The 18,379-nt window shown below is 48.1% G+C and carries 17 protein-coding genes; 7 read left to right on the top strand and 10 right to left on the bottom strand.

All coding sequences use genetic code 11. The features are described 5' to 3' along the window. The coding region (locus tag Q7P68_RS07435) for a hypothetical protein (RefSeq protein WP_304224474.1) at positions 1-1,276 on the top strand (1,276 nt) is incomplete at its 5' end. Here the strand turns inward: Q7P68_RS07435 and Q7P68_RS07430 are convergent. From Q7P68_RS07430 to flgF, 3 genes are read right to left on the bottom strand one after another with little or no spacing between them, the layout of a single operon-like run. Then, the gene (locus tag Q7P68_RS07430) at positions 1,270-1,716 is read right to left on the bottom strand and encodes a rod-binding protein (RefSeq protein ID WP_304224472.1); all 447 of its coding nucleotides are present in this window, start codon (positions 1,714-1,716) and stop codon (positions 1,270-1,272) included. The two genes, Q7P68_RS07435 and Q7P68_RS07430, sit on opposite strands and share 7 nt — an antisense overlap. A 56-nt stretch (positions 1,717-1,772) precedes the next feature. Next, positions 1,773-2,567, bottom strand: a complete 795-nt coding sequence (flgG, locus tag Q7P68_RS07425) for a flagellar basal-body rod protein FlgG (RefSeq protein ID WP_304224471.1) — start codon at positions 2,565-2,567, stop codon at positions 1,773-1,775. Positions 2,568-2,577: 10 nt separating this feature from the next. Then, a complete protein-coding gene (flgF, locus tag Q7P68_RS07420) occupies positions 2,578-3,426 on the bottom strand; it encodes a flagellar basal-body rod protein FlgF (RefSeq protein ID WP_304224469.1) in 849 nt (282 codons plus the stop codon). A gap of 120 nt (positions 3,427-3,546) precedes the next feature. Between flgF and Q7P68_RS07415 the strand changes: the two genes are divergently transcribed. After that, positions 3,547-4,461, top strand: coding sequence for a DMT family transporter (locus Q7P68_RS07415; protein ID WP_304224468.1), 915 nt, complete (start codon positions 3,547-3,549; stop codon positions 4,459-4,461). A gap of 76 nt (positions 4,462-4,537) precedes the next feature. Further along, entirely contained in the window at positions 4,538-5,452 is a 915-nt protein-coding gene (gene metA, locus Q7P68_RS07410; protein WP_304224467.1) for a homoserine O-acetyltransferase MetA, read from the top strand. On the opposite strand, the gene hrpB is transcribed toward metA, so the two are convergent. Genes hrpB through Q7P68_RS07380 form a run of 6 tightly spaced genes read right to left on the bottom strand, consistent with a single transcriptional unit; the run spans position 5,428 to position 13,081 of the window. After that, positions 5,428-8,064 carry an ATP-dependent helicase HrpB gene (hrpB, locus tag Q7P68_RS07405; RefSeq protein WP_304224466.1) on the bottom strand — a complete coding sequence of 879 codons (2,637 nt, stop codon included), beginning with the start codon at positions 8,062-8,064 and terminating at the stop codon, positions 5,428-5,430. The two genes, metA and hrpB, sit on opposite strands and share 25 nt — an antisense overlap. A gap of 3 nt (positions 8,065-8,067) precedes the next feature. Further along, positions 8,068-8,961 carry a hypothetical protein gene (locus tag Q7P68_RS07400; RefSeq protein WP_304224465.1) on the bottom strand — a complete coding sequence of 298 codons (894 nt, stop codon included), beginning with the start codon at positions 8,959-8,961 and terminating at the stop codon, positions 8,068-8,070. Positions 8,962-8,970: 9 nt separating this feature from the next. Beyond that, on the bottom strand, positions 8,971-9,657 hold the full coding sequence (locus Q7P68_RS07395) for a hypothetical protein (RefSeq protein WP_304224464.1): 687 nt from the start codon (positions 9,655-9,657) through the stop codon (positions 8,971-8,973). Then, positions 9,647-11,719, bottom strand: coding sequence for an NAD-dependent DNA ligase LigA (gene ligA, locus Q7P68_RS07390; RefSeq protein ID WP_304224463.1), 2,073 nt, complete (start codon positions 11,717-11,719; stop codon positions 9,647-9,649). The genes Q7P68_RS07395 and ligA overlap by 11 nt, the downstream gene beginning before the upstream one ends. Further along, positions 11,719-12,402, bottom strand: a complete 684-nt coding sequence (gene trmB / locus Q7P68_RS07385) for a tRNA (guanosine(46)-N7)-methyltransferase TrmB (protein ID WP_304224462.1) — start codon at positions 12,400-12,402, stop codon at positions 11,719-11,721. Before trmB ends, ligA begins: the two co-directional genes overlap by 1 nt. Before the next feature lie 34 nt (positions 12,403-12,436). After that, complete coding sequence (locus Q7P68_RS07380; RefSeq protein ID WP_304224461.1) at positions 12,437-13,081, bottom strand: hypothetical protein; 645 nt, start codon at positions 13,079-13,081, stop codon at positions 12,437-12,439. 54 nt (positions 13,082-13,135) lie between these two features. Between Q7P68_RS07380 and Q7P68_RS07375 the strand changes: the two genes are divergently transcribed. From Q7P68_RS07375 to Q7P68_RS07365, 3 genes are read left to right on the top strand one after another with little or no spacing between them, the layout of a single operon-like run. Continuing rightward, a complete protein-coding gene (locus Q7P68_RS07375; RefSeq protein WP_304224459.1) occupies positions 13,136-14,521 on the top strand; it encodes a deoxyribodipyrimidine photo-lyase in 1,386 nt (461 codons plus the stop codon). A gap of 12 nt (positions 14,522-14,533) precedes the next feature. Then, the gene (locus Q7P68_RS07370) at positions 14,534-14,833 is read left to right on the top strand and encodes a glutaredoxin family protein (protein ID WP_304224457.1); all 300 of its coding nucleotides are present in this window, start codon (positions 14,534-14,536) and stop codon (positions 14,831-14,833) included. 21 nt (positions 14,834-14,854) lie between these two features. Continuing rightward, on the top strand, positions 14,855-15,190 hold the full coding sequence (locus Q7P68_RS07365) for a ferredoxin-thioredoxin reductase catalytic domain-containing protein (protein WP_304224455.1): 336 nt from the start codon (positions 14,855-14,857) through the stop codon (positions 15,188-15,190). Here Q7P68_RS07365 and Q7P68_RS07360 read toward each other — a convergent pair. Next, positions 15,185-16,351, bottom strand: a complete 1,167-nt coding sequence (locus Q7P68_RS07360) for a DUF8084 family protein (RefSeq protein ID WP_304224453.1) — start codon at positions 16,349-16,351, stop codon at positions 15,185-15,187. The genes Q7P68_RS07365 and Q7P68_RS07360 overlap by 6 nt on opposite strands. A gap of 103 nt (positions 16,352-16,454) precedes the next feature. On the opposite strand from Q7P68_RS07360, the gene Q7P68_RS07355 reads away from it, so the two are divergent. Further along, on the top strand, positions 16,455-18,377 hold the full coding sequence (locus Q7P68_RS07355; protein WP_304224452.1) for a hypothetical protein: 1,923 nt from the start codon (positions 16,455-16,457) through the stop codon (positions 18,375-18,377). Positions 18,378-18,379 lie beyond the last annotated feature (2 nt).

Here is an 18,379-nt window from a genome sequence, read left to right as displayed (position 1 = left end):
GGTTTTAGAAGACGCTCAGTTGGAATATACCCTGGGGGAACCTGACACAGACGGCCGTATTCCGGTGTATCTTGCTGTTAGAACTACCGACACATGGAACATTATAGCCCTTCCCTATTTTAAGTATGATTCAAGCAAGGGTTTAGAAATCAGTGCTAAAGCCCGAGATTACAACTTTTTTGGAACCATGCAGCCCCTTAGAGTTGATGTGGGCTATGTTATTGAACGGGAACCATTAATTAATCAGGCTTTTGATCATGGAGCGTTTTTTCTTGAAATAGATTCAAATCTTCCTTTTAAGGCTTTGAATTTAGATTGGAATTTTGATTTTGACCATTATTTGAGTTACACCTCTCAATATGGTTTTGAATATCTAAACGAAACAGGATTAAGTTTATCATTCCCTATAAAAAATACTACCCTGATGTTTTCTGCTTATCAGGGGGTCTCTATTAATGAAGAAAATGAAGACAAATATAAACCAATATACGGAGAGCGCTATTCCGGTTATTGGTATCTTAGTAATTGGCTTCGGGCAGACTGGATTATACCGACACCACTGAGATTAGAAGAATTTGGCTCCCTTACCTATACACCATCAGTCCAAATTAAACAAAATTATCTTCCCTTTGGGAAAATTGGAGAAGAGCGTATTGGACCCATTGGAACTATCGCTCAGGAACTTACCTTTGGCAGAATCGATTGGATTGGTAATTTTCGCCGCGGCTTAAGTGCAGTAGTTTTAAATACTAACGATTATAATTTCACCAAATTAACTTGGAATAGATCTATCCAGGCTGAATTAATTGGACATTATCCTATCTTCACTTTTTTTGGTGCTTCATTACGACTTAAAGCAGATTACTATTTTGATGATCCTGATTTACTTGGCGGCAGTCCTTTACGGGGCATCTTGGATTCCGCATTGATTACTCAATATGGTCTTTATACAAATCTTGACTTACCTGTTAGGGTTATCCGATTTGTTCCTTCTGAATGGTTTGGAAAATCTTGGATGCGCATCTTTGATCTTGAACAGCAATGGATTCCATTCATAGATACGGCTATGGTGAGAGATCCGGTTAATAACAAGAATTTTTCAGCTCAAGATATTCTTTTTACTAGTGGCATAGAGATTATTACATTTCCCCTTTTTATCCGAAGCTTTTTTCTTCGTCTCAGCATCGGGTTTAACTTAAATGAAGCTTTAAGAATAAAAACATTGCCAAATGGTGATTACCGAGAAGTATATATAGGTATAGATCAGCATTATTGACTTGTAATAACTTTTCCCCGCTGGCCCGTAAGCTCAATGTACGCTAGGTCAGCAAGACCGAAACCGCTATTTTTGGTCATGCTTTCCGCATAGTGATCATAAAGCATATCTTCATACATTTTACCCGCAAAGCCTTCGTCAATGAGCTCCGACTTCATGACTGTTTTCCGCATGCCCTCGAGCAGGTTCTTTACGAGAAAACTTTCCAATGCTTCGCATTGTTCGTAGAGCTTACTTTTTTTGTCTATATGGACATTTGAAGTGTGGCGATCTGATGTTACCGCCGATGGTTTTTCATTAGTTTCGGTATTACTATCTGTTTTTTTTGCCTTTTCAAGCAGGGCCGCAAAGGAAGCATCATTTTCAGCTGGCACCGGTCCTGCTGACCCGCTTATTAAATTCTGCTGTACTAAATAACTTCCGTACTCTCCTATCTTCATAAAAGCGCCTACCCTTTCATCAACCTGTTAACTTACCTACCCTGTTTTAATTCCGACTACCGTTTTAATCCCGTTGCAATGCCGAGCATGTTGTCGCTGGTCTGAATGGTCTTTGAATTAAACTCATAGGCCCGCTGGGCTACGATGAGATTGACCATTTCCCGCACCACCGAAACGTTGGACATTTCAAGGAATTTGTGAACGACCTTGCCCATACCGTCGAATCCGGGCCGGCCAGCAATAGGATTACCTGATGCATTGGTAACCTTAAATAGGTTTTCGCCCACTGCGGTAAGTCCCACCGGGTTCGGGAATCGATACAGTTCCATTTGACCTACCTGAATTGGGTCATCCCTGCCGGGTACCTTTACGGAAATGCGGCCATCCTGGGATACGCTCAAAGTCTCGGGGATAAAGCCTTCGGGCAGCACCACATCGGGCAGCACATGGTAGCCGTTTGATGTTACCAGTCTGCCGTCGCTGTCAATTTTAAAGGCACCATCCCGGGTATACGCATAGGTTCCGTCGTACATCTGGATACGGAAAAAGCCATCTCCCTGTATGGCAAAATCTGATATATTTTCCGTATTCTGCAGCGGTCCCTGGGTAAACATCCGCTGGGTGGCAGAAACTTTAACACCATGGCCCATCTGAACACCAACGGGGGTAACCGTATCTTCCGTAGCAGGGGTTCCCGCGGTTTTTATGGTCTGATACAAAAGATCTTCGAAATCGGCCCGTACTTTTTTGAAACCTGACGTGTTTACGTTCGCTAGGTTATTTGAAATCGTATCAATATTCGCCTGCTGGCCAATCATGCCGGACGCGCCGGTCCATAAGCTTCGTACCATTTATATCCCCCTACACCCGCACTACTTCGTTAATCAATTTACCCAGCATTGCATCTTCTGCCTGCACTACCTTTTGGTTTGCCTCATAAGCCCGGTTTACTTCGATCATCTGCACCATTTCAGTGACCGGATTCACATTACTGGCTTCTACAAAACCCTGTTCGACCTTGGGTCTCCGTCCTAGTTCTATAACTCTAGCTGGTCCCGATACATCCGTATCCTTATACAGGCTCGAACCCTGTTTTTGGATATACCGGTCGTTATCAAAATCGACTATTTTAAGGGTATCCAGGAGCACCGTATTTTCCCAGGTGTTTGTTTCTTTTGATGCAAATACCTCTGGATCATCGGGATAGTCGGCGTTTACCCAGACCCTGCCGTCCTTATCGACCTTAAAGTTATTCGCCTTTATTCTGATAGGGCCATGTTCGCCCAATACAGGATAACCTTCTTTTGTTTCAAGGTACCCCTCTTTACCAAGCTGGAACGAACCGTTTCGGGTATAACGCTCTCCATAGGGAGTTGCCACAGCAAAAAAGCCTTTGCCATCCAGGGCAAGATCAAAGTCATTTTCCGTTTCCTTCATGGCCCCCTGTTCAAAACTCGTAAAGAGTTCGTTGAGTTCCACGCCGGTTCCTATTTTACCAATAATGGGGGCCGCGTCGGCTGAACCAAAGGGATGCTGATAAACGCCGTCATCGTTCAGGCGCCGCATGAGAAGCTCCGGGAATGCCTTGTGTACCGCAATATCTTTTTTATAGCCATCCACATCTACATTCGCCAGATTATTCGAAACCGCATCGAGCCGGTATTGCTGTGCGGTCATACCGCTTGCGCCGGTGTACCATCCTCGTATCACGTTCGTTGCCTCCCTATTTAATATCGGCAGCAGGGAACTGTACCTTAAGGGATCATGAACAGGGTGAGTCTTTTTCTGGACTTGCAATAGTTTTGCTAAGTGTTTATTATAGCGTCACTTATGAATAAATATAACATCGGCGGTATGTCCGGCAGGCCCGAACAGGCAAAGGGCCTGGCGGCTATTTTTGTGTGTGCCCTCCTGTGGAGCACCAGCGGGCTTTTAATCAAACTGATACCCTGGAATCCCCTCGTTATTTCAGGCAGCCGCAGCCTGATTGCCTTCTTCTTTATCCTTGCCGTAAGAATTATAGAAAAACCAAAATTTGTGGGGAAAAGCAGAAAACGATACAAAATCTTTGGAGCCCTCTCTTATGGGGCTACGATGATTCTTTTTGTCCTCGCAAACAAGCTGACCAGTTCTGCCAATGTAATTCTCCTGCAATACATAGCGCCGGTTTGGGCAGCCCTGTTGGGCTGGGTTTTAGTTAAAGAGAAACCCCGCTTTGAACACTGGGTTGCACTCGCTGCCGTGGCTATAGGACTCGTTATCTTTTTTAAGGATAGTCTTTTTGCGAGCTTTGGGCGGGGAGGCGGAGGAGAAAGCCCTAATGCTATCCTCGGTAATAGCATAGCAGTCCTTTCAGGCATTACCTTTGCCCTTTATTCGGTTTTTATGCGCCTTGAAAAGGATGGCAGGCCCGAAGACACGATTCTTATTGCCCACCTGGGAACAGCCCTCTTTTGTCTCCCCTTTTTTTTGCTGCACCCACCCCAGCTGACCCCCCTTGCGATTTCCTCCATCCTGGGGCTCGGCGTATTCCAGATAGGACTTGCATCATTGCTTTTTGCCTACGGCATACGGCGAGTAACGGCGGTCCAGTCTATGTTAACCGCCGTTGTAGAACCGGTAATGAATCCGGTCTGGGTTTTTCTTGTCACCGGAGAACGGCCGGGACCGGCTACCGTAGCTGGCGGAGCGGTAATACTTGGGGCGGTCATCTTTTCATCAATATGGAGCAATAAAAGAACTTAATTATAGAGCGGCAGCCCTTGCGCTTTGCCGCTTTTTTTGTCATCTTATATATGACTATTTTAATCAGGAGTTAAGGATGCCCATTAAAATTCCATCGGATTTACCGGCCTACGATGCACTGAAGCAGGAAAATGTCTTTGTTATGACCGAAACGAGGGCGGAGCACCAGGATATCCGGCCCCTTCAGATTGCCATCGTGAACCTGATGCCTACCACGATCGATACGGAAATTCAGCTTTTGCGGCTTTTAGGAAACACGCCTATCCAGGTTGATGTAACCCTGCTCCGTATGGGAAGCCACGAATCCCGCAATGCGCCGCCGGGGCACCTTGAAAAATTCTACGTTACCTTTTCTGATGTCATGCATAACCGATACGACGGGCTTATTATCACCGGTGCCCCTGTGGAGACCCTGCCTTTTGAGGCCGTAGACTATTGGGATGAGCTTGTGTCAGTCATTGACTACAGCCGGGACCATGTCTGGTCAACCCTGCATATTTGCTGGGGCGCCCAGGCGGGGCTGTACCGCCGCTACGGCATCGGAAAACGGCAGCTGCCGCAAAAATTATTTGGCATCTTTCCCCATGCGGTACACGAGAAGCGCAATATCCTGTTCCGCGGCTTTGATGACGAATTTCTTGCGCCCCAGTCCCGACACACTGAAAGCATACAGGATGAGATCCGCAAGCATCCTGAGCTTACGGTGGAATCGGAAAGCGAAGAGGCGGGTATTTTTATTGCCACCGCCCGGGAAGGTCGGGAAATTTATGTTACGGGCCACCTGGAATACGATGCCATGACCCTTGACCGGGAATACCGCCGGGATATGGCAAAGGGGCTCCCCATACAGGTGCCCCGCAACTATTACCCGGAGGACAATCCGGAAAAAGCTCCGGTGGTCCGCTGGCGGGCCCATGCGCACCTTTTCTTTTCTAACTGGATTAATTATGTTTACCAGGAAACACCCTACGATTTGGCTACCCTTGCATGAGGCTGGGCATTCAGGGGATCCTCGGGCCAGTCGTGTTTAGGATACCGGCCCCGCATTTCCTTTCGTACATCCTTATAGGAGCCGGTCCAGAATCGGCCCAGGTCACGGGTAATCTGGATTGGCCGGCCCGCGGGGGAGAGTAATTCAAAGGTAAGGGGTAAGCCCAAAATGAGGGGGGATGTGACGAGGCCGTAGACCTCCTGTATTCTGATTGAAACCACCGGTTCTCCTGACGTATAGTCGATTGGACGGCTTGTGCCTGCGGGGCTTACAAAAAAGGCGGGGACTTCCTTATCGAGCGCGGAAAGCTCTTCCCAGCCATAATGGTTTTTTAAGGCCATGAGGAGTGTTTCACCGCTTAAGATGGGCCCCTCTCCGCTGTCTTTTCCGTTCCAAACAAAGGGGCCAATCCACCTTTCAGCTTCGGCAATGAGGGCTTCGTCGGACCACAGCGAAGGTGCATCATGAGAAGTCTCTGATAGGCGCTTCTCCTGAAAGCGGATACGGTTTAAAAGCTGCCGGGCCGTTGACTTCTGCTGGGATCGATGGCTCCCCGTATTGGCTTCCGCATTTTCATCCCAGGGGAGTATTTCTAGACCCTTATTTTTAAGAAGTTCAGTCAGGGCTGATGAAACTTCAGTGCGATCGCTCCGCCTCTGTGTTTCCTGTAAAACAAGCCTGCCTGCCCGCTCGCTTACCACGGTCCGCGGCACGAGGCCATTCCATATAATGGAAGTGGTAGATTCGGTTTGCGGTTCCAGGATGTGCAGCGCCTGCAATTTAGAAATCGGAGATGCAAGATAGATATAACCGCTTCGTTCCCCCGCATCCGCATCGGGAGCAACAAGCCATTCTTCCTGTGCGAGGCTCCCCTTTACCATGGCTTCCCTGCCTGAGGTAAAACGGTAATTACCGCTTTCCTGGCGGCGGCAAATCCGGTCAGGGAATGCACGGGCTAGAAGTGTCCCAGCTAGTTCAATGGACTGGGGCGAAAGCCTGAGATCTTTGTTTTTGCTGCCCCCGCTAACCTGGTTCGCCGCATCGAGCCGGCTAAGGATATCGAGGGCCAGATCAACAGCGGCCCTATATCTGCTGGGGATGATGGGGCTTGTAAATGCTTCGAGCCTGAGCCTGATGTCCGCTTCGTTTTCAAAGCCCGATGGGTCCCGTTCAGAAAGGAGGGCTGCAAGCAGGGCACCCAGAACCGGGTCGCCTTTTTCACGCCCTGCCAGTGCAAGCATACCGAGCCGCGGGTGGAGGGCAAGATGTGCAAGCTGACGGCCGGTTTCAGTGGGGCGGCCCTCCTGGTCAAGGGAGCCCATAGCCGTAAGAAGGTTTTTGCCGGATTCCCAGGCCGGGCGGGGCGGCGCTTCGAGCCAGGGCAGGGCTTCCCGATCCAAAGCGCCCCACAGGGCAGATTCGAGTACCAGGGATGCCAGGTCGAGTCGCAGGATTTCCGGTTCCGTTGCGGCAGGACGAGTTTCCTGGGGCGCCCAGAGCCGGATGCAGCGCCCGGGACCAATCCGCCCCGCCCGGCCCCGCCGCTGGTCTGCGGACTGAATACTGGCGGCTTCCAGACTCAGCCGGTCCATACCGGTCCGCAGGTGGTAGCGCTGGAGCCGGACGAGGCCTGTATCAACCACTATCGAAACATCCGGGACGGTAAGGCTTGTTTCGGCGATATTGGTGGCAAGGATTACCCTGTTTGTGCCGGGTTCTGCGCCCCCTAGAACACGGCGCTGCTCGCTTAAGGGAAGACTTCCATGGAGGGGCAGAACTTCCGTATGGGGACCCAGGTCCGCAAGGAGTGCATAAACAGCCGCTATCTCCCTTCTGCCCGGTAAAAAGGCAAGAATGGCATAGCCAGATGCTCCGTATGACTCAGCCCCAGAAGAATATTGATGTGTAGATGAAAGGGTTCCTTGTGGCACAGCCCTGCGGGACTCTTCTAAGAGGGACCTGATAGTTCTGCCGCAGCAATCTATGATAGATTCTCCGGTCCGCGGCGGCCGGTACTCGGTTTCTACCGGATAAGTTTTACCCGGACAGTTCAGGACCTGTACCTTGTCTGCACCCTGCCGATTTTCGATTTTATTTAAGTGTTCAGCGATTGCATCGCAATCCATGGTAGCAGACATAAGGAGAATTTTTAGATCCGGCCTAATACGGCAGAGATCCAGCACCAGGGCAAAAGAAAGGTCCGTGAACAGGGACCGTTCGTGAAATTCATCAAAAATAATCGTAGAGACCTCGGGTAGTTCGGGATTTGTCTGTATACGGCGTGCTAAAAGCCCTTCAGTGAGGACTTCTATCCTGCTCTCCCGAGATATACATCGATCTCCGCGGACCGAATACCCCACGGTTTTTCCCAGGGGTTCTTCTAAAAGTTCAGCCATTCGCGAAGCAATACCGATGGCCGCAATTCGGCGGGGCTCCAGCATAACAATTGAACCAGGGAGATCCAAAAGGGCAAGCGGAACCAGGGTTGATTTACCGCTTCCGGGCTCGGCTTGGAGGATAAGCCGGCCCTGTTGTCGTAGTATATTGACAATCTCGGGCAGCCACGGAAGGAGGGGCAGCTCCGTTTTGGTGAGATTTCGGTTAAGATTCATTATTTAGAAAGGGAACCGTTCCCGGAGGGTTAGCCCTCCAGTCTGCTCAACTCTCAGTTCAAAGCGGTCGCCGGCAGAAAAGCGTCGGTGCAGCGCGCTGCCATACAGGGATCGCACAATCCCCGCAGACCGTGCGCTGGACTCATTGCTGCTTATTTTTATCAGTTCCGCAAGCCTTTCCCGGTATACCTCTGGCGCGATACCATAGATATCATCATCGGCACGGTGAAACATATAGGGAATCCCTTTGCTGTCCACGCCGCCGAGACTAATGCCGTTGATCTGAGGAACCACGTCGCTAAACACCCGGTAGGGTATGGCAATATTGACCCGGCGGCCAGAAGCAATTTCCGAATAATCAAAATTGAGGACTATGGCATCAATATAAATATCCCGTCCGTCAATGCTTATTGTTTTTGTCTCCGCAATACTTTGCTGATTCGCGGGGTCAAAAAACGTTATTTCAAAGGTGGTCCGGTCGTTTTGAGTCGAAAGGACTCGAATTTCTGCGACCTTGAGACTCCGCTCAAGATTTCTGAGTACGGTCTGCAATTCCTTTATGCGGCTCGCTGCTTCGAGGGATGATTCAACTTTTTTCACCGTTTCACCAATGGCTACTACAGAAACTGAAAGCACCGCCACGACGAGCAGCACCGGCAGGTTCGCCGCAAGAGCAGCGAAGAGACTGCCAAGTTCATCAAGGCAGACAAAAAACTTTTGAGCCCCGCTCAATTGGGTCCCCGCCGCCATGGCAAGCAGCCGTTCCCGGCGCAGTGAGCGAGCAAGCGTAAAGATAACAAACAGGATTAACAGGCTGCCGTCAATAATATAGCCAATTGGATTCGTCGTAAGAAATAAAATTGCGGAAGATACTTTCTTAACAATTTCGAGTGCCATAGCCCTACCTCATTCGCTCATAATTTCGATTCCACCGTCGGAATGTATGACAAGGGAATAGACTGTGCCGATTTCGAATTGCCGAAGCTGTTTAATATCATGAACTGCATTACCAAAATAATTTAAAAGACGGCTTCCGGGATTTCCAGTATTATTGGTGCCATAGAGGCCCTCTGAAGCTTTAAGCTTGGTAAAAAGTTCCTTGAGCATGAGCCGTTTTTGTCCATCCTGAGAAGCTGAATCATAAATCCCCGGCATGCCATCAAAATCATAGTAATTTAAGAGCATGGTACCGCCCCGGGGCGCAACCGCATCGGTAAAAACCCGCACTGGGAAAACTAAGGCTCCTGTTTTAAGTGGAACCACCAGTGAATCGATATAGAGTTCGCTGCCTTTCCAGGATCTTTCAAAGGATGCAATTTCCCGGCTGTCGGCATTATAAAACTTAAAGCGGGCGGAGATCTCCGTATCACTGCGGGATAGGACCACAAAACGCAGGGGTATGGTCGTCATTTTAAGAGCTTCGATAGAGGCTTCCAAGGAGCGAATTATTTTTTGCTGCTGCTGGAGGAAGCAACCTGCCCCAATGGCTATTACAATGAGGCCTATGATAAACAGGGCTATCAGGGTCCTTAAAAAACCTCTGAAACGCCCCCTGCCCCTTTTTTCTTCTTCAGCTTTACTTTTAGTTTTCAAATAAATCCCCCTGGCGCATCCCCGCAGTCTGTTCCGGAGGGCTCTTTTTCCATGAATGTTCCCGAGTGTCCCTTGGCAAAGGTTTGTCTCCCTCTTTGTTCTCCGATTGAAGTCCTAGAGGCCCATTGTCGTGGGGCTTTCCCAAGCACTGAGCTTTTTCTGGTTTTTCAAGGACCTCTAGAAATTGCTCTTCGCTGATAACCGGGATCCCGAGCTCCCTGGCCTTTTGGTTTTTGCTGGAGCCGGAAGCGGGGTCATTGGTGATAAGGTAAGAAAGGTCCTTCACCACAGAACTTTTAGCTTGTCCTCCCAGGGCTTTTACCCGTTCTTCCGCCTCTGACCGTTTCATGCTCCGCAGTTCTCCGGTAAAGCAGAAGGAATAACCCCGCAGTAGGAGGGCTTCTTCTTTTGGCGGTTCGGCGATGCTGATGATACCGGTGGCCAATACGGCATCCATATCAGTCTTGGTTTCAGCAAGGCCTTCCTCAATAGTACGGGCGGTAATTTCTCCCAGGCCGTAAATGTTGGCCAGTTCTTCTACCGTGGCCCTACGGAGCTTTTCTAAGGTGTTGTACCCCGCGTCGGTCACCCGTTCCATAATAAGTTCCCCTACTCCATCAAAATCAAAGCCCGCGACAAAAGTAGATAACGATAGTGTTTTTGGACTTCGCAAATGGCGGATCACCTTTTTTGCGGAAAGCTCTCCCATCCGGTCCAAAGCAGATAATTCTTCTTCGGTCAGCGTATAAAGGTCCGCAATGCGGTTGAGCCGCCCCGCTTCGTACAGCCGCTGAAGCAGCTTGTCGCCGAATTCCCGTATATCAAGAACAGAAATCCATTTTTCTATCCGGTGGTGAATCCTTTTCGGGCACTGGGCATTTGGACAATAAAGCCGAGTTCCTCCATCCACGAGGTTTGTTCCGCAGGTACTGCAAACCTGGGGAAGTTCGATTTCCTGCATCGCTGCCGGATCTACCTGGTCCAGCATGTTATGGGCAAGTCCTTCTATTTTGGGTATGATTTCTCCCCGTTTTACAACCCGCACGGGGCTGCCGATTTTAAGGCCCAGGGCGCGGATCATATCGGGGTTGTTCAGATTAGCCCGCTGGACCGTGGTTCCCGCAAGTCGAACGGGATCCACAATCCCAATAGGAGTATAGGTAGAACCGGACTCGCTCCATTCAACAGCCCTTAATATGGTAATAGCTTCTTCCAGGTCAAATTTAAAGGCTATCTGACGTTCAGGCCTGGTCCGTCTCAGGTCATCCATATTGGTTTTTATATCCTTGACCACAAGACCATCGATATCATAGGGCAGCGAGTCCCGCTGGGCAGCTACGGTTTCTCGGTACTGTATTATCTGCTCTGGATCAGTAAAGACCCGCGCAGGAGTTACCATAAACCCGCGGGCCTCAAGCCAGCGAATTTTTTCAAGCTCTTCTCTAAACATGCTGTCGTTATTTGGATCGGAAACGTCATAACAGACCAATTCCAGGTCCTCGCAGCCAGCCCCATCCTTTCGCCGCATAAGCCCGTTAGCTGCGTTGCGGCAATTTGCCTTGTCATTGTATTTAGTCTGCCATACAGCACGGGGCATGAGTACTTCTCCCCGTACCCCTCCAGTAAAATCGGTATCCAGTTTGATAAGCACACCTTTCATACGACGGGCATTAGGGGTGATATCGTCTCCTACAAGCCCGTCGCCCCTGCTTACGGCCCGGGCAAGCTCTCCCTTTTCATATTGGAGCTCCAGACTCGCACCATCAAGCTTATATTGCACTACATAGGCAGAGGCAGCGGTTTTCATAGCCCAAGCGCGGAATTCCTCTGGATTAGCGGCCTTTTCCTGACTCCCCATCGGTATAAGATGGGATGCCTTGGGAAAACCATCGTCGGCATCCTTTCCTACCTGGGCAAAGAGGGGATGATCAGGAGCAAGGCTTTTTAATTCATCCCAGAGGGCATCGAATTCGGCATCGGAGATCTCCGCTTCTCCGTTATAATAAGAAGCCTGGTAACGGCGGATAAGACGCTCTAAGGTAGCAATCCGGTCCTGGTTCATCAGGTTTTGCTCCGTATCATATAGATTTCGTATACCCGGTGTTCTTTTTCGAGCCCTTTCTTTTCGAATTTAGTTTCTGGCCGCCATGTTTGCCGAGGGGCAAAGCCATCATAGGGATTTTCCAGGCCCGGCGTGGCGGAAAGTTCTTCCATGGCCCAGGTGCCATAATCGGCCCAATCGGTAGCCATATAAAAGTAGGCGCCCTGCTTCATTCGGGACACAAGAAGGTCTGTAAAGGGCCGCTTGATAAGCCGCCGTTTATGGTGCCGCTTTTTGGGCCAGGGGTCGGGGAAAAACACATGGAAGGCATCAACCGATTCTAGCGGGAACATATCATTTAAAACTTCTACCGCATCATGTTCAATAATTCTTATGTTTTTAAGCCCCCGCTTTTCAATCTCCCACAGCAGTTTACCCACACCAGGCCGGTGAACTTCGATCCCAATATAGTTGATAGAAGGATTCTGTTCTGCAATCAGAGCTGTAGCGGAACCCATGCCAAAACCTATTTCCACAACAACGGGCTGTTTCTTTTCGAACAGAGTACTGGGGTCTATGGTTTGTTTTTGATAGGGGATACAATACTGTGGAGCAAGAGTTTCATAGCTCCGTCTTTGGGCATCGCTCATGCGGCTCGCCCGTAATACAAAGCTCCGGATAGTTCCTAGGGGTGTCTCTGGCATTTGTAAAGCTCCACTCGTGAATAATTATTCCATACTAGAAATTTGCTGGTATTGTTTTTGTCAGGGCTCCGGTATTTCCCTCAGGGTCTTCTGCCCAGAGGGCAAAGGCAAACACTGAGGAAGGAAGTCCAAGAGCCTTAAGGCTTCCTGAAGCAGCTGTTACAGGCACCGACTTAACCAGAGCGCCGTCCTTATCATAACATAAGATAGTGTTTTTAGGATAGGCAGAACGGATAGTATAGGAATCTCCCATAACCTGGAGCTGAGGAAAGGCATACCTGCTTTGGAGCGGCGCATCGAGGCCAATAATTTTTTCTGTCCGTTCTCCGCCCTTGTCAGTAAGAATAATACGGTACAGTCCCCGGGGCAGCGGACTTTCATCAACCATAGATATACTATGACTTCCAATCCACATTTGGTTATCCCTGTTTACCTTGAGCCAATCTTCGGAACTTAAGGTCCAGTAGAGTTGTTGGTCATCATGTATTATATAAATGCTGTCCAGGTCTTCGTTTCCATCTTCATCCTGGGCCAGCACAAAAAGGCTTAGCTGTTCTTTGATGCCCTTGGATGTCTCGGTATAAATAAGCTTGTAACTGAAGTTTTGAATTTGCGGAACAGAACGGGAACAGGAAAGCAGTATCAAATTGATGAGTAAAAGGGGCAACATTCGGCGCATGTTCCTATCATATCGCCCTTGAGTTATCCCCGCAAGAGCATATACTCTGAACATATGCAGGTACAGCGAATCCATGAATGCAATAGCCGCGATGAACAGCGGGGAAGTTTTGTCCTCTATTGGATGCAGGCCTCAGTTCGAGGGCAAGGCAACCTTGCCCTGGATTGGGCTGTAGAAGTGGCAAACCGCAAAAAACTCCCCCTTATCGCCGTATTCTGTCTGCAGGATAGGTACCTTTCTGCATCGGTCCTTCATTATAAACATCTCCTCACAGGCCTCGCGGAAGCCCAGCAGGTTCTTGCGGACAAGGGTATAAGACTTTATATTTTCCAGGGCAGCCCCCTGGATATAATCCCGCGTCTTGCCCAGCATGCGGCCCTTGCGGTGCTTGATACGGGCTACCTCAGGCATCAGCGCACCTGGAGAAAAACATTGGGAGAGCTGCTTCCCTGCAGAACCGTTTGGATTGAATCCAATGTGGTTATACCAGTAGAAACCGCAAGCGTTAAAGAAGAATGGTCCGCCTATACACTCAGGCGAAAAATCACTCCTCTTTTAGACGATTTTCTTGATGTATCCACAGAAGCGGTGCCAGTACTCACATCACTTAATTTTGATTTAGCGCTGGAAGTGGTACCGCTGCAAGCGGTAGAACTAGGATCCCTCTTTGTCAACATCCCGGGCACCCGGCCCAGGAGGCTTAAGGGACAGCAGATTGCCGAACCAGCGGGACACAGCGCTGCCATGGAACGCTTCATGGATTTCATCAGAACAAAACTGGACAGCTATGAAACGGGCCGGAATAATCCGCTTGCAGAGGGGACCTCCCGTATGAGCGCGGCCCTGCACTTTGGTTTTGTTTCTCCCCTCGAGCTTGTATTGGCGCTCCAGCAGGAGCTGGAGCTTCCGCGGATTTCTTCCTGTGACCACCCGGGGGCAGCCGCCTATCTTGAAGAACTTATAGTACGGCGAGAATTGGGCATCAATTTTTGTTATTACAATGACTATTATGATTCTCCCCTCGGACTTCCTGACTGGGCGGTAAAAACCCTCAGCGAAGGCAATTTGCATCCCCGGGAACATCTTTATTCCCTAGAAAACCTGGAGGATGCTAAAACTGAAGATCCCTACTGGAACGCTGCCCAGAATCAAATGGTAAAAACCGGTTATATGCATGGCTATATGCGGATGTACTGGGGTAAACGGCTTCTTTCGTGGGTGGGTGACTTTGAAACGGCCATGAAATTTGCCATTTTTTTAAATGATCAGTATTCTTTAGATGGCAGGGATCCAAACGGATATGCAGGCATTGCCTGGTGTTTTGGGAAACACGACAGGCCCTGGTCTGGCCGCCCAATCTATGGGACCGTGCGGTACATGAATGCCGCGGGCCTCAGGCGGAAGTTTGATGCGGATACATATGCTACTCTTTACAAATAAGGGGAGGATCTAATGTTCGATTATGTTGAATATACCACCGTTGAAGGGCCGAATAAAAAACACGATGTGGAAGTCTATGCCCTTTCTACCTGCGGCTTTTGCAAAAGAGCCCTGGCGTTTCTCCGCGATCAGGGGATAGCTCATCGTTATATCCATGTGGACCTTATCCCTATCGATGTGAAGAACAAAATTAAAGAAGCCCTATATGCACAATTTAAGGAGCATGTTTCCTTCCCCTTTGCGGTGATCGACGGAAAAACAACCCTCATTGGATTTCTTGAACAGGACTGGCGCAAAACACTGCTGGACTAATAGGCAAGCAAGGAGGAAACTATGAACCCAAAATCTTTGGAAGAAACAAAAACCTTTACCCAGATGGTAGCCCGAAAACAGGGCTGGGTGCTTACCGCTGATTCTGCATTATACGAAGACCTCGTACAGGGCCTTAATACCAACTGGAACCGATATGGATACTATCTATGTCCCTGCCGGGATACCGGAGGATCCCGGGAAGCAGATAAGGATATACTGTGCCCCTGCGAATATGCAGCCCAGGACATAGCCGAATACGGCCATTGCTATTGTTCTCTTTACTGGTCAGAAGATTTTGCAAAGTCAGGGAAACAACCCCAGGGAATTCCTGAGCGTCGCCCCTTTAAGGCTCTATAGATAAAAACTTAAGGTAATTATTGTAGTGTCGGAGCTTTTTATCTGACTCACCAGGGACTCAAATTTCACTCCTACCTTTTCACAGGCTTCGCTCAGGTATGATAGATAGTAGAGTCCCAGCTCCGTATCGGCTCCACCTTCAGGGATTTCCTTGTAAAAATCAAAGAGGCTCTTCTTTTTAAGATCCGCCGATTTTTTGGAATCGATGCTATCTTTAATTTCCTGATATTCGCTTTCTTTGTTGTACAAGGTAATCTGGAGTTTTCCCTGGGTCCCTATGCTGGTACTGGTTCCGCCAATTTTCCAGGAAACGTAGACCAGGTCATTTTTTCTGGTTAGTTCCTCAATAACCCTCATACGGATATTTTGGTCAAAAAGGACCGCATTGGCATCCACTGCTCCCCGGTAGAGCGTCGCGGCTTCCCGTCTTAAGTTGGTATTTTCCGCGTTCACCGCCAGTTCTATCACCATGAGGGCCACATATTCGGCAATACGGGACTTTTCAATATATTCCGCGACGCTATATCGGATATCTTTTATAAGATTATCAAAATTCTCTACTCCGCGGAACTTGATAAGTATAAACCAGATAATCGATCGGAGATTATTAAGGAGCTTTTCACTTAAAAAAAGCTGTATATTTTTTTCTTCCGGAAGCAGATTGGAATTTCTCGTGACCGCGGTACGAATAGGAGATAAAATTTCCTCTTTTAATTCAAAAACCTGTTTTTCCTGTTCTTTTAAATAGTTTTGCAAAAAGGTTTCATTAAATTTTGTCTTTTCATCAATTATGGATGACGGGTTGGTACGGTTCCATTTCTTGATAACCTCTGATGCCAGCAGTTTTGAAAACAATGCATTGTTGAACTGCCGGTACAGCAAGCTGTAGACAATGAGCTTGCAAAGGTCCATTACTTCCTGGCGGCGGGATACAAATTCGGGCCGCGAAATTTCTATTTTTGAGATATAATCGATGAGCAAAAGCCGCTGTATGGCGGCGGGCACAAATTTATCGAGCAATAAGCCGTACTCTTCCTTATTGTCTGCCAGTTTAAATTTAGCAAGTTTCTTGTTTTGTTTAATAAAAACAGTGGTTCCCTCTTCGGACAACACAATCTTAAGAGGCAAGTCCAACACGGTTTTTCTTTCTTGATTTGACATACAAAGTTATTATAACTGAGACTAGTGCTTCTGTCATCCCAATCTTGACGGTTTGTCCGTCCCTTACTATCTTGTATCGGTGTATTTTAGACGCAACCCTTTATTGAATATTCAGATTCTTGGAATTATCTTCCTCATGCTGCCCCTATGGTTTACCCATGGCCAAGGTGCAGACAAACAACGTATAGTCCTGCGGGCCGCCCAAGGCAATGAAGAAGATCAAAGGGTTTTAGAAATTATTAATTACGCGGAAAAGCTAAGACTTCCCTATAACCTCAGGCCCCTTCTTACTCGTTATGGCGGTTTTGGTACTTCAATTCAGTTTGATTGGGGCGGTAAAGGTAATGATACAGACATAGCCTTCCTAGTCGCGGTCCCTTTGTACGCCAAGACGGCTGTAAACGTGGCCCTCGGCATGCTTTCCCATATTGCCCAAGAAATCCCTTCCTGGAGAATCAGAATAGCCTTTCTTGCGGATGAAAAAGATGGCCAGCGGGGTCTCATAGATCAGTTAGATCAGATTGATGATCCAGAATCGGTATCGGTGTTATATTTTGATGATAGTGCTGCGGCAGGTCAGCCACTCTCTATATACCAGGGATCAGAAGGGCATATTAGTCCCCGGCAGCTCATTGCACAAGCGCTTTCAAACGGTAAGCGGCTAGCCATCCCCGTCGAAATACCCCAGCCCTATAGCGAGCTATTCCGCCTTGGGTGGATTCCTTCTCCAAGGGCATTGCAAACAATTCAAGACCGCAGTTTTCCTGCCCTGTATATAACGCTACCCGCCGAAGGCAGCGGTATTGACTCTGATGTACTGTCCCAATTTCTTATATTGATGTATACCCAGCTTCCCGAAGACACTTCTCTTTTTGATTATCACTATTCTCTGGTTGCATTTAATAAAAATTATTTTATTATCGATGAAAAAACGACGGTTTTATTTATTATTGGGAGTTTTTTTGGAATTATTCTGTTTTTTTCCCTTTACTCTATTCTTTATCGGCGTAAAATCTTAAGCCATTGGCTCGTTTTTCTCCGCCGTTCCTGGGTATTCCTTCTTTATTTTGGCCTCCTTGTTTTAAGTCTCTATGCCGCTCGGCTGGCTGTAAAATTCTGGCTCATCGTACATTATACAGAAGAAAGCAATTTCCCCGCCATGGACTTTATGTTTTTGCTCCTATGGGTTTCCTTCTTTAGCATTGTTTCTCCGGTCACTGAGAAAATTACCATACCCAAACGTTCAAGTTTTTACGGACATGGGGCCCTTATTTTGGTCTTAGTAGGTTTGTTTACCGCTATAGCCATAGATATTACCCTGATGCCCATCTTTTTATGGGCCCTCATGTGGATTTTTATCGGCTCCTTTGTGCATTCATTTTCCATCAGCCTTATGAGTACGGTTATGGCTCCCGGTCTTATTCTCATCCTATTCACAAGTGCTGTTACGAAAGGGCAGACTATACATACAGCTTTAATTTATCCATCATCTTTGGTCTACAGTCTTTTATTTGCCCTTATCATGCTTCCCTTTGTTTTGTTATGGAAACGAACCGTGTTCTTGAAAATACAAAAAGCAAGAAAAGCGGGAAGTAAAAATCGCATCTTTGTTGGAAGGTATATCTTTGGAGCCGCGATTCTGTTAGCCTTCTTTACCATGAAGATGCCAGAGACCGAACTGCAGGCTAAGTCTGTCATTGACAGCAAAAAGCCCCAATTTACGGTAAGCCATTCCAGTACCATCTTTCTGAACCAACGTTCTATTTCTATACAAATTACAGCAAACAGTCCCGTAGACCGCTACGACATACGACTTGAACAAAATGGTGATGGTCAAATTCAGTTGATCGAGAGTACGATCCCCTTTGATAATCCGGGCTCAAAAACCATGACAGCCTCTTTGGGGATCCATCCAGATAATCCGCTCCGATTCGAACTACTTTTGCCTCAGGACGAAAAGATCAAAGTGCGTGTACGAGGTTTCCTTGGAACAGCAGAAGCAGAAAAGGTCCAGGAAATTCCATAAGT

It is taken from the genome of Gracilinema caldarium, assembly GCF_029265695.1.
Lineage (GTDB): Bacteria > Spirochaetota > Spirochaetia > Treponematales > Breznakiellaceae > Gracilinema > Gracilinema caldarium_A.
The sequence above is the reverse complement of the archived record's forward strand: the minus strand, read 5'-3'. Positions and strand labels throughout refer to the sequence as shown.

Bases quoted from the DNA above. Each gene is read 5' to 3' on its own strand.
- Q7P68_RS07430 (WP_304224472.1), bottom strand. From the start codon at position 1,716: ATGAAGATAGGAGAGTACGGAAGTTATTTAGTACAGCAGAATTTAATA.
- flgG (WP_304224471.1), bottom strand. From the start codon at position 2,567: ATGGTACGAAGCTTATGGACCGGCGCGTCCGGCATGATTGGCCAGCAG.
- Q7P68_RS07415 (WP_304224468.1), top strand. From the start codon at position 3,547: ATGAATAAATATAACATCGGCGGTATGTCCGGCAGGCCCGAACAGGCA.
- metA (WP_304224467.1), top strand. From the start codon at position 4,538: ATGCCCATTAAAATTCCATCGGATTTACCGGCCTACGATGCACTGAAG.
- hrpB (WP_304224466.1), bottom strand. From the start codon at position 8,064: ATGAATCTTAACCGAAATCTCACCAAAACGGAGCTGCCCCTCCTTCCG.
- Q7P68_RS07400 (WP_304224465.1), bottom strand. From the start codon at position 8,961: ATGGCACTCGAAATTGTTAAGAAAGTATCTTCCGCAATTTTATTTCTT.
- ligA (WP_304224463.1), bottom strand. From the start codon at position 11,719: ATGAACCAGGACCGGATTGCTACCTTAGAGCGTCTTATCCGCCGTTAC.
- trmB (WP_304224462.1), bottom strand. From the start codon at position 12,402: ATGCCAGAGACACCCCTAGGAACTATCCGGAGCTTTGTATTACGGGCG.
- Q7P68_RS07380 (WP_304224461.1), bottom strand. From the start codon at position 13,081: ATGCGCCGAATGTTGCCCCTTTTACTCATCAATTTGATACTGCTTTCC.
- Q7P68_RS07375 (WP_304224459.1), top strand. From the start codon at position 13,136: ATGCAGGTACAGCGAATCCATGAATGCAATAGCCGCGATGAACAGCGG.
- Q7P68_RS07370 (WP_304224457.1), top strand. From the start codon at position 14,534: ATGTTCGATTATGTTGAATATACCACCGTTGAAGGGCCGAATAAAAAA.
- Q7P68_RS07365 (WP_304224455.1), top strand. From the start codon at position 14,855: ATGAACCCAAAATCTTTGGAAGAAACAAAAACCTTTACCCAGATGGTA.
- Q7P68_RS07360 (WP_304224453.1), bottom strand. From the start codon at position 16,351: ATGTCAAATCAAGAAAGAAAAACCGTGTTGGACTTGCCTCTTAAGATT.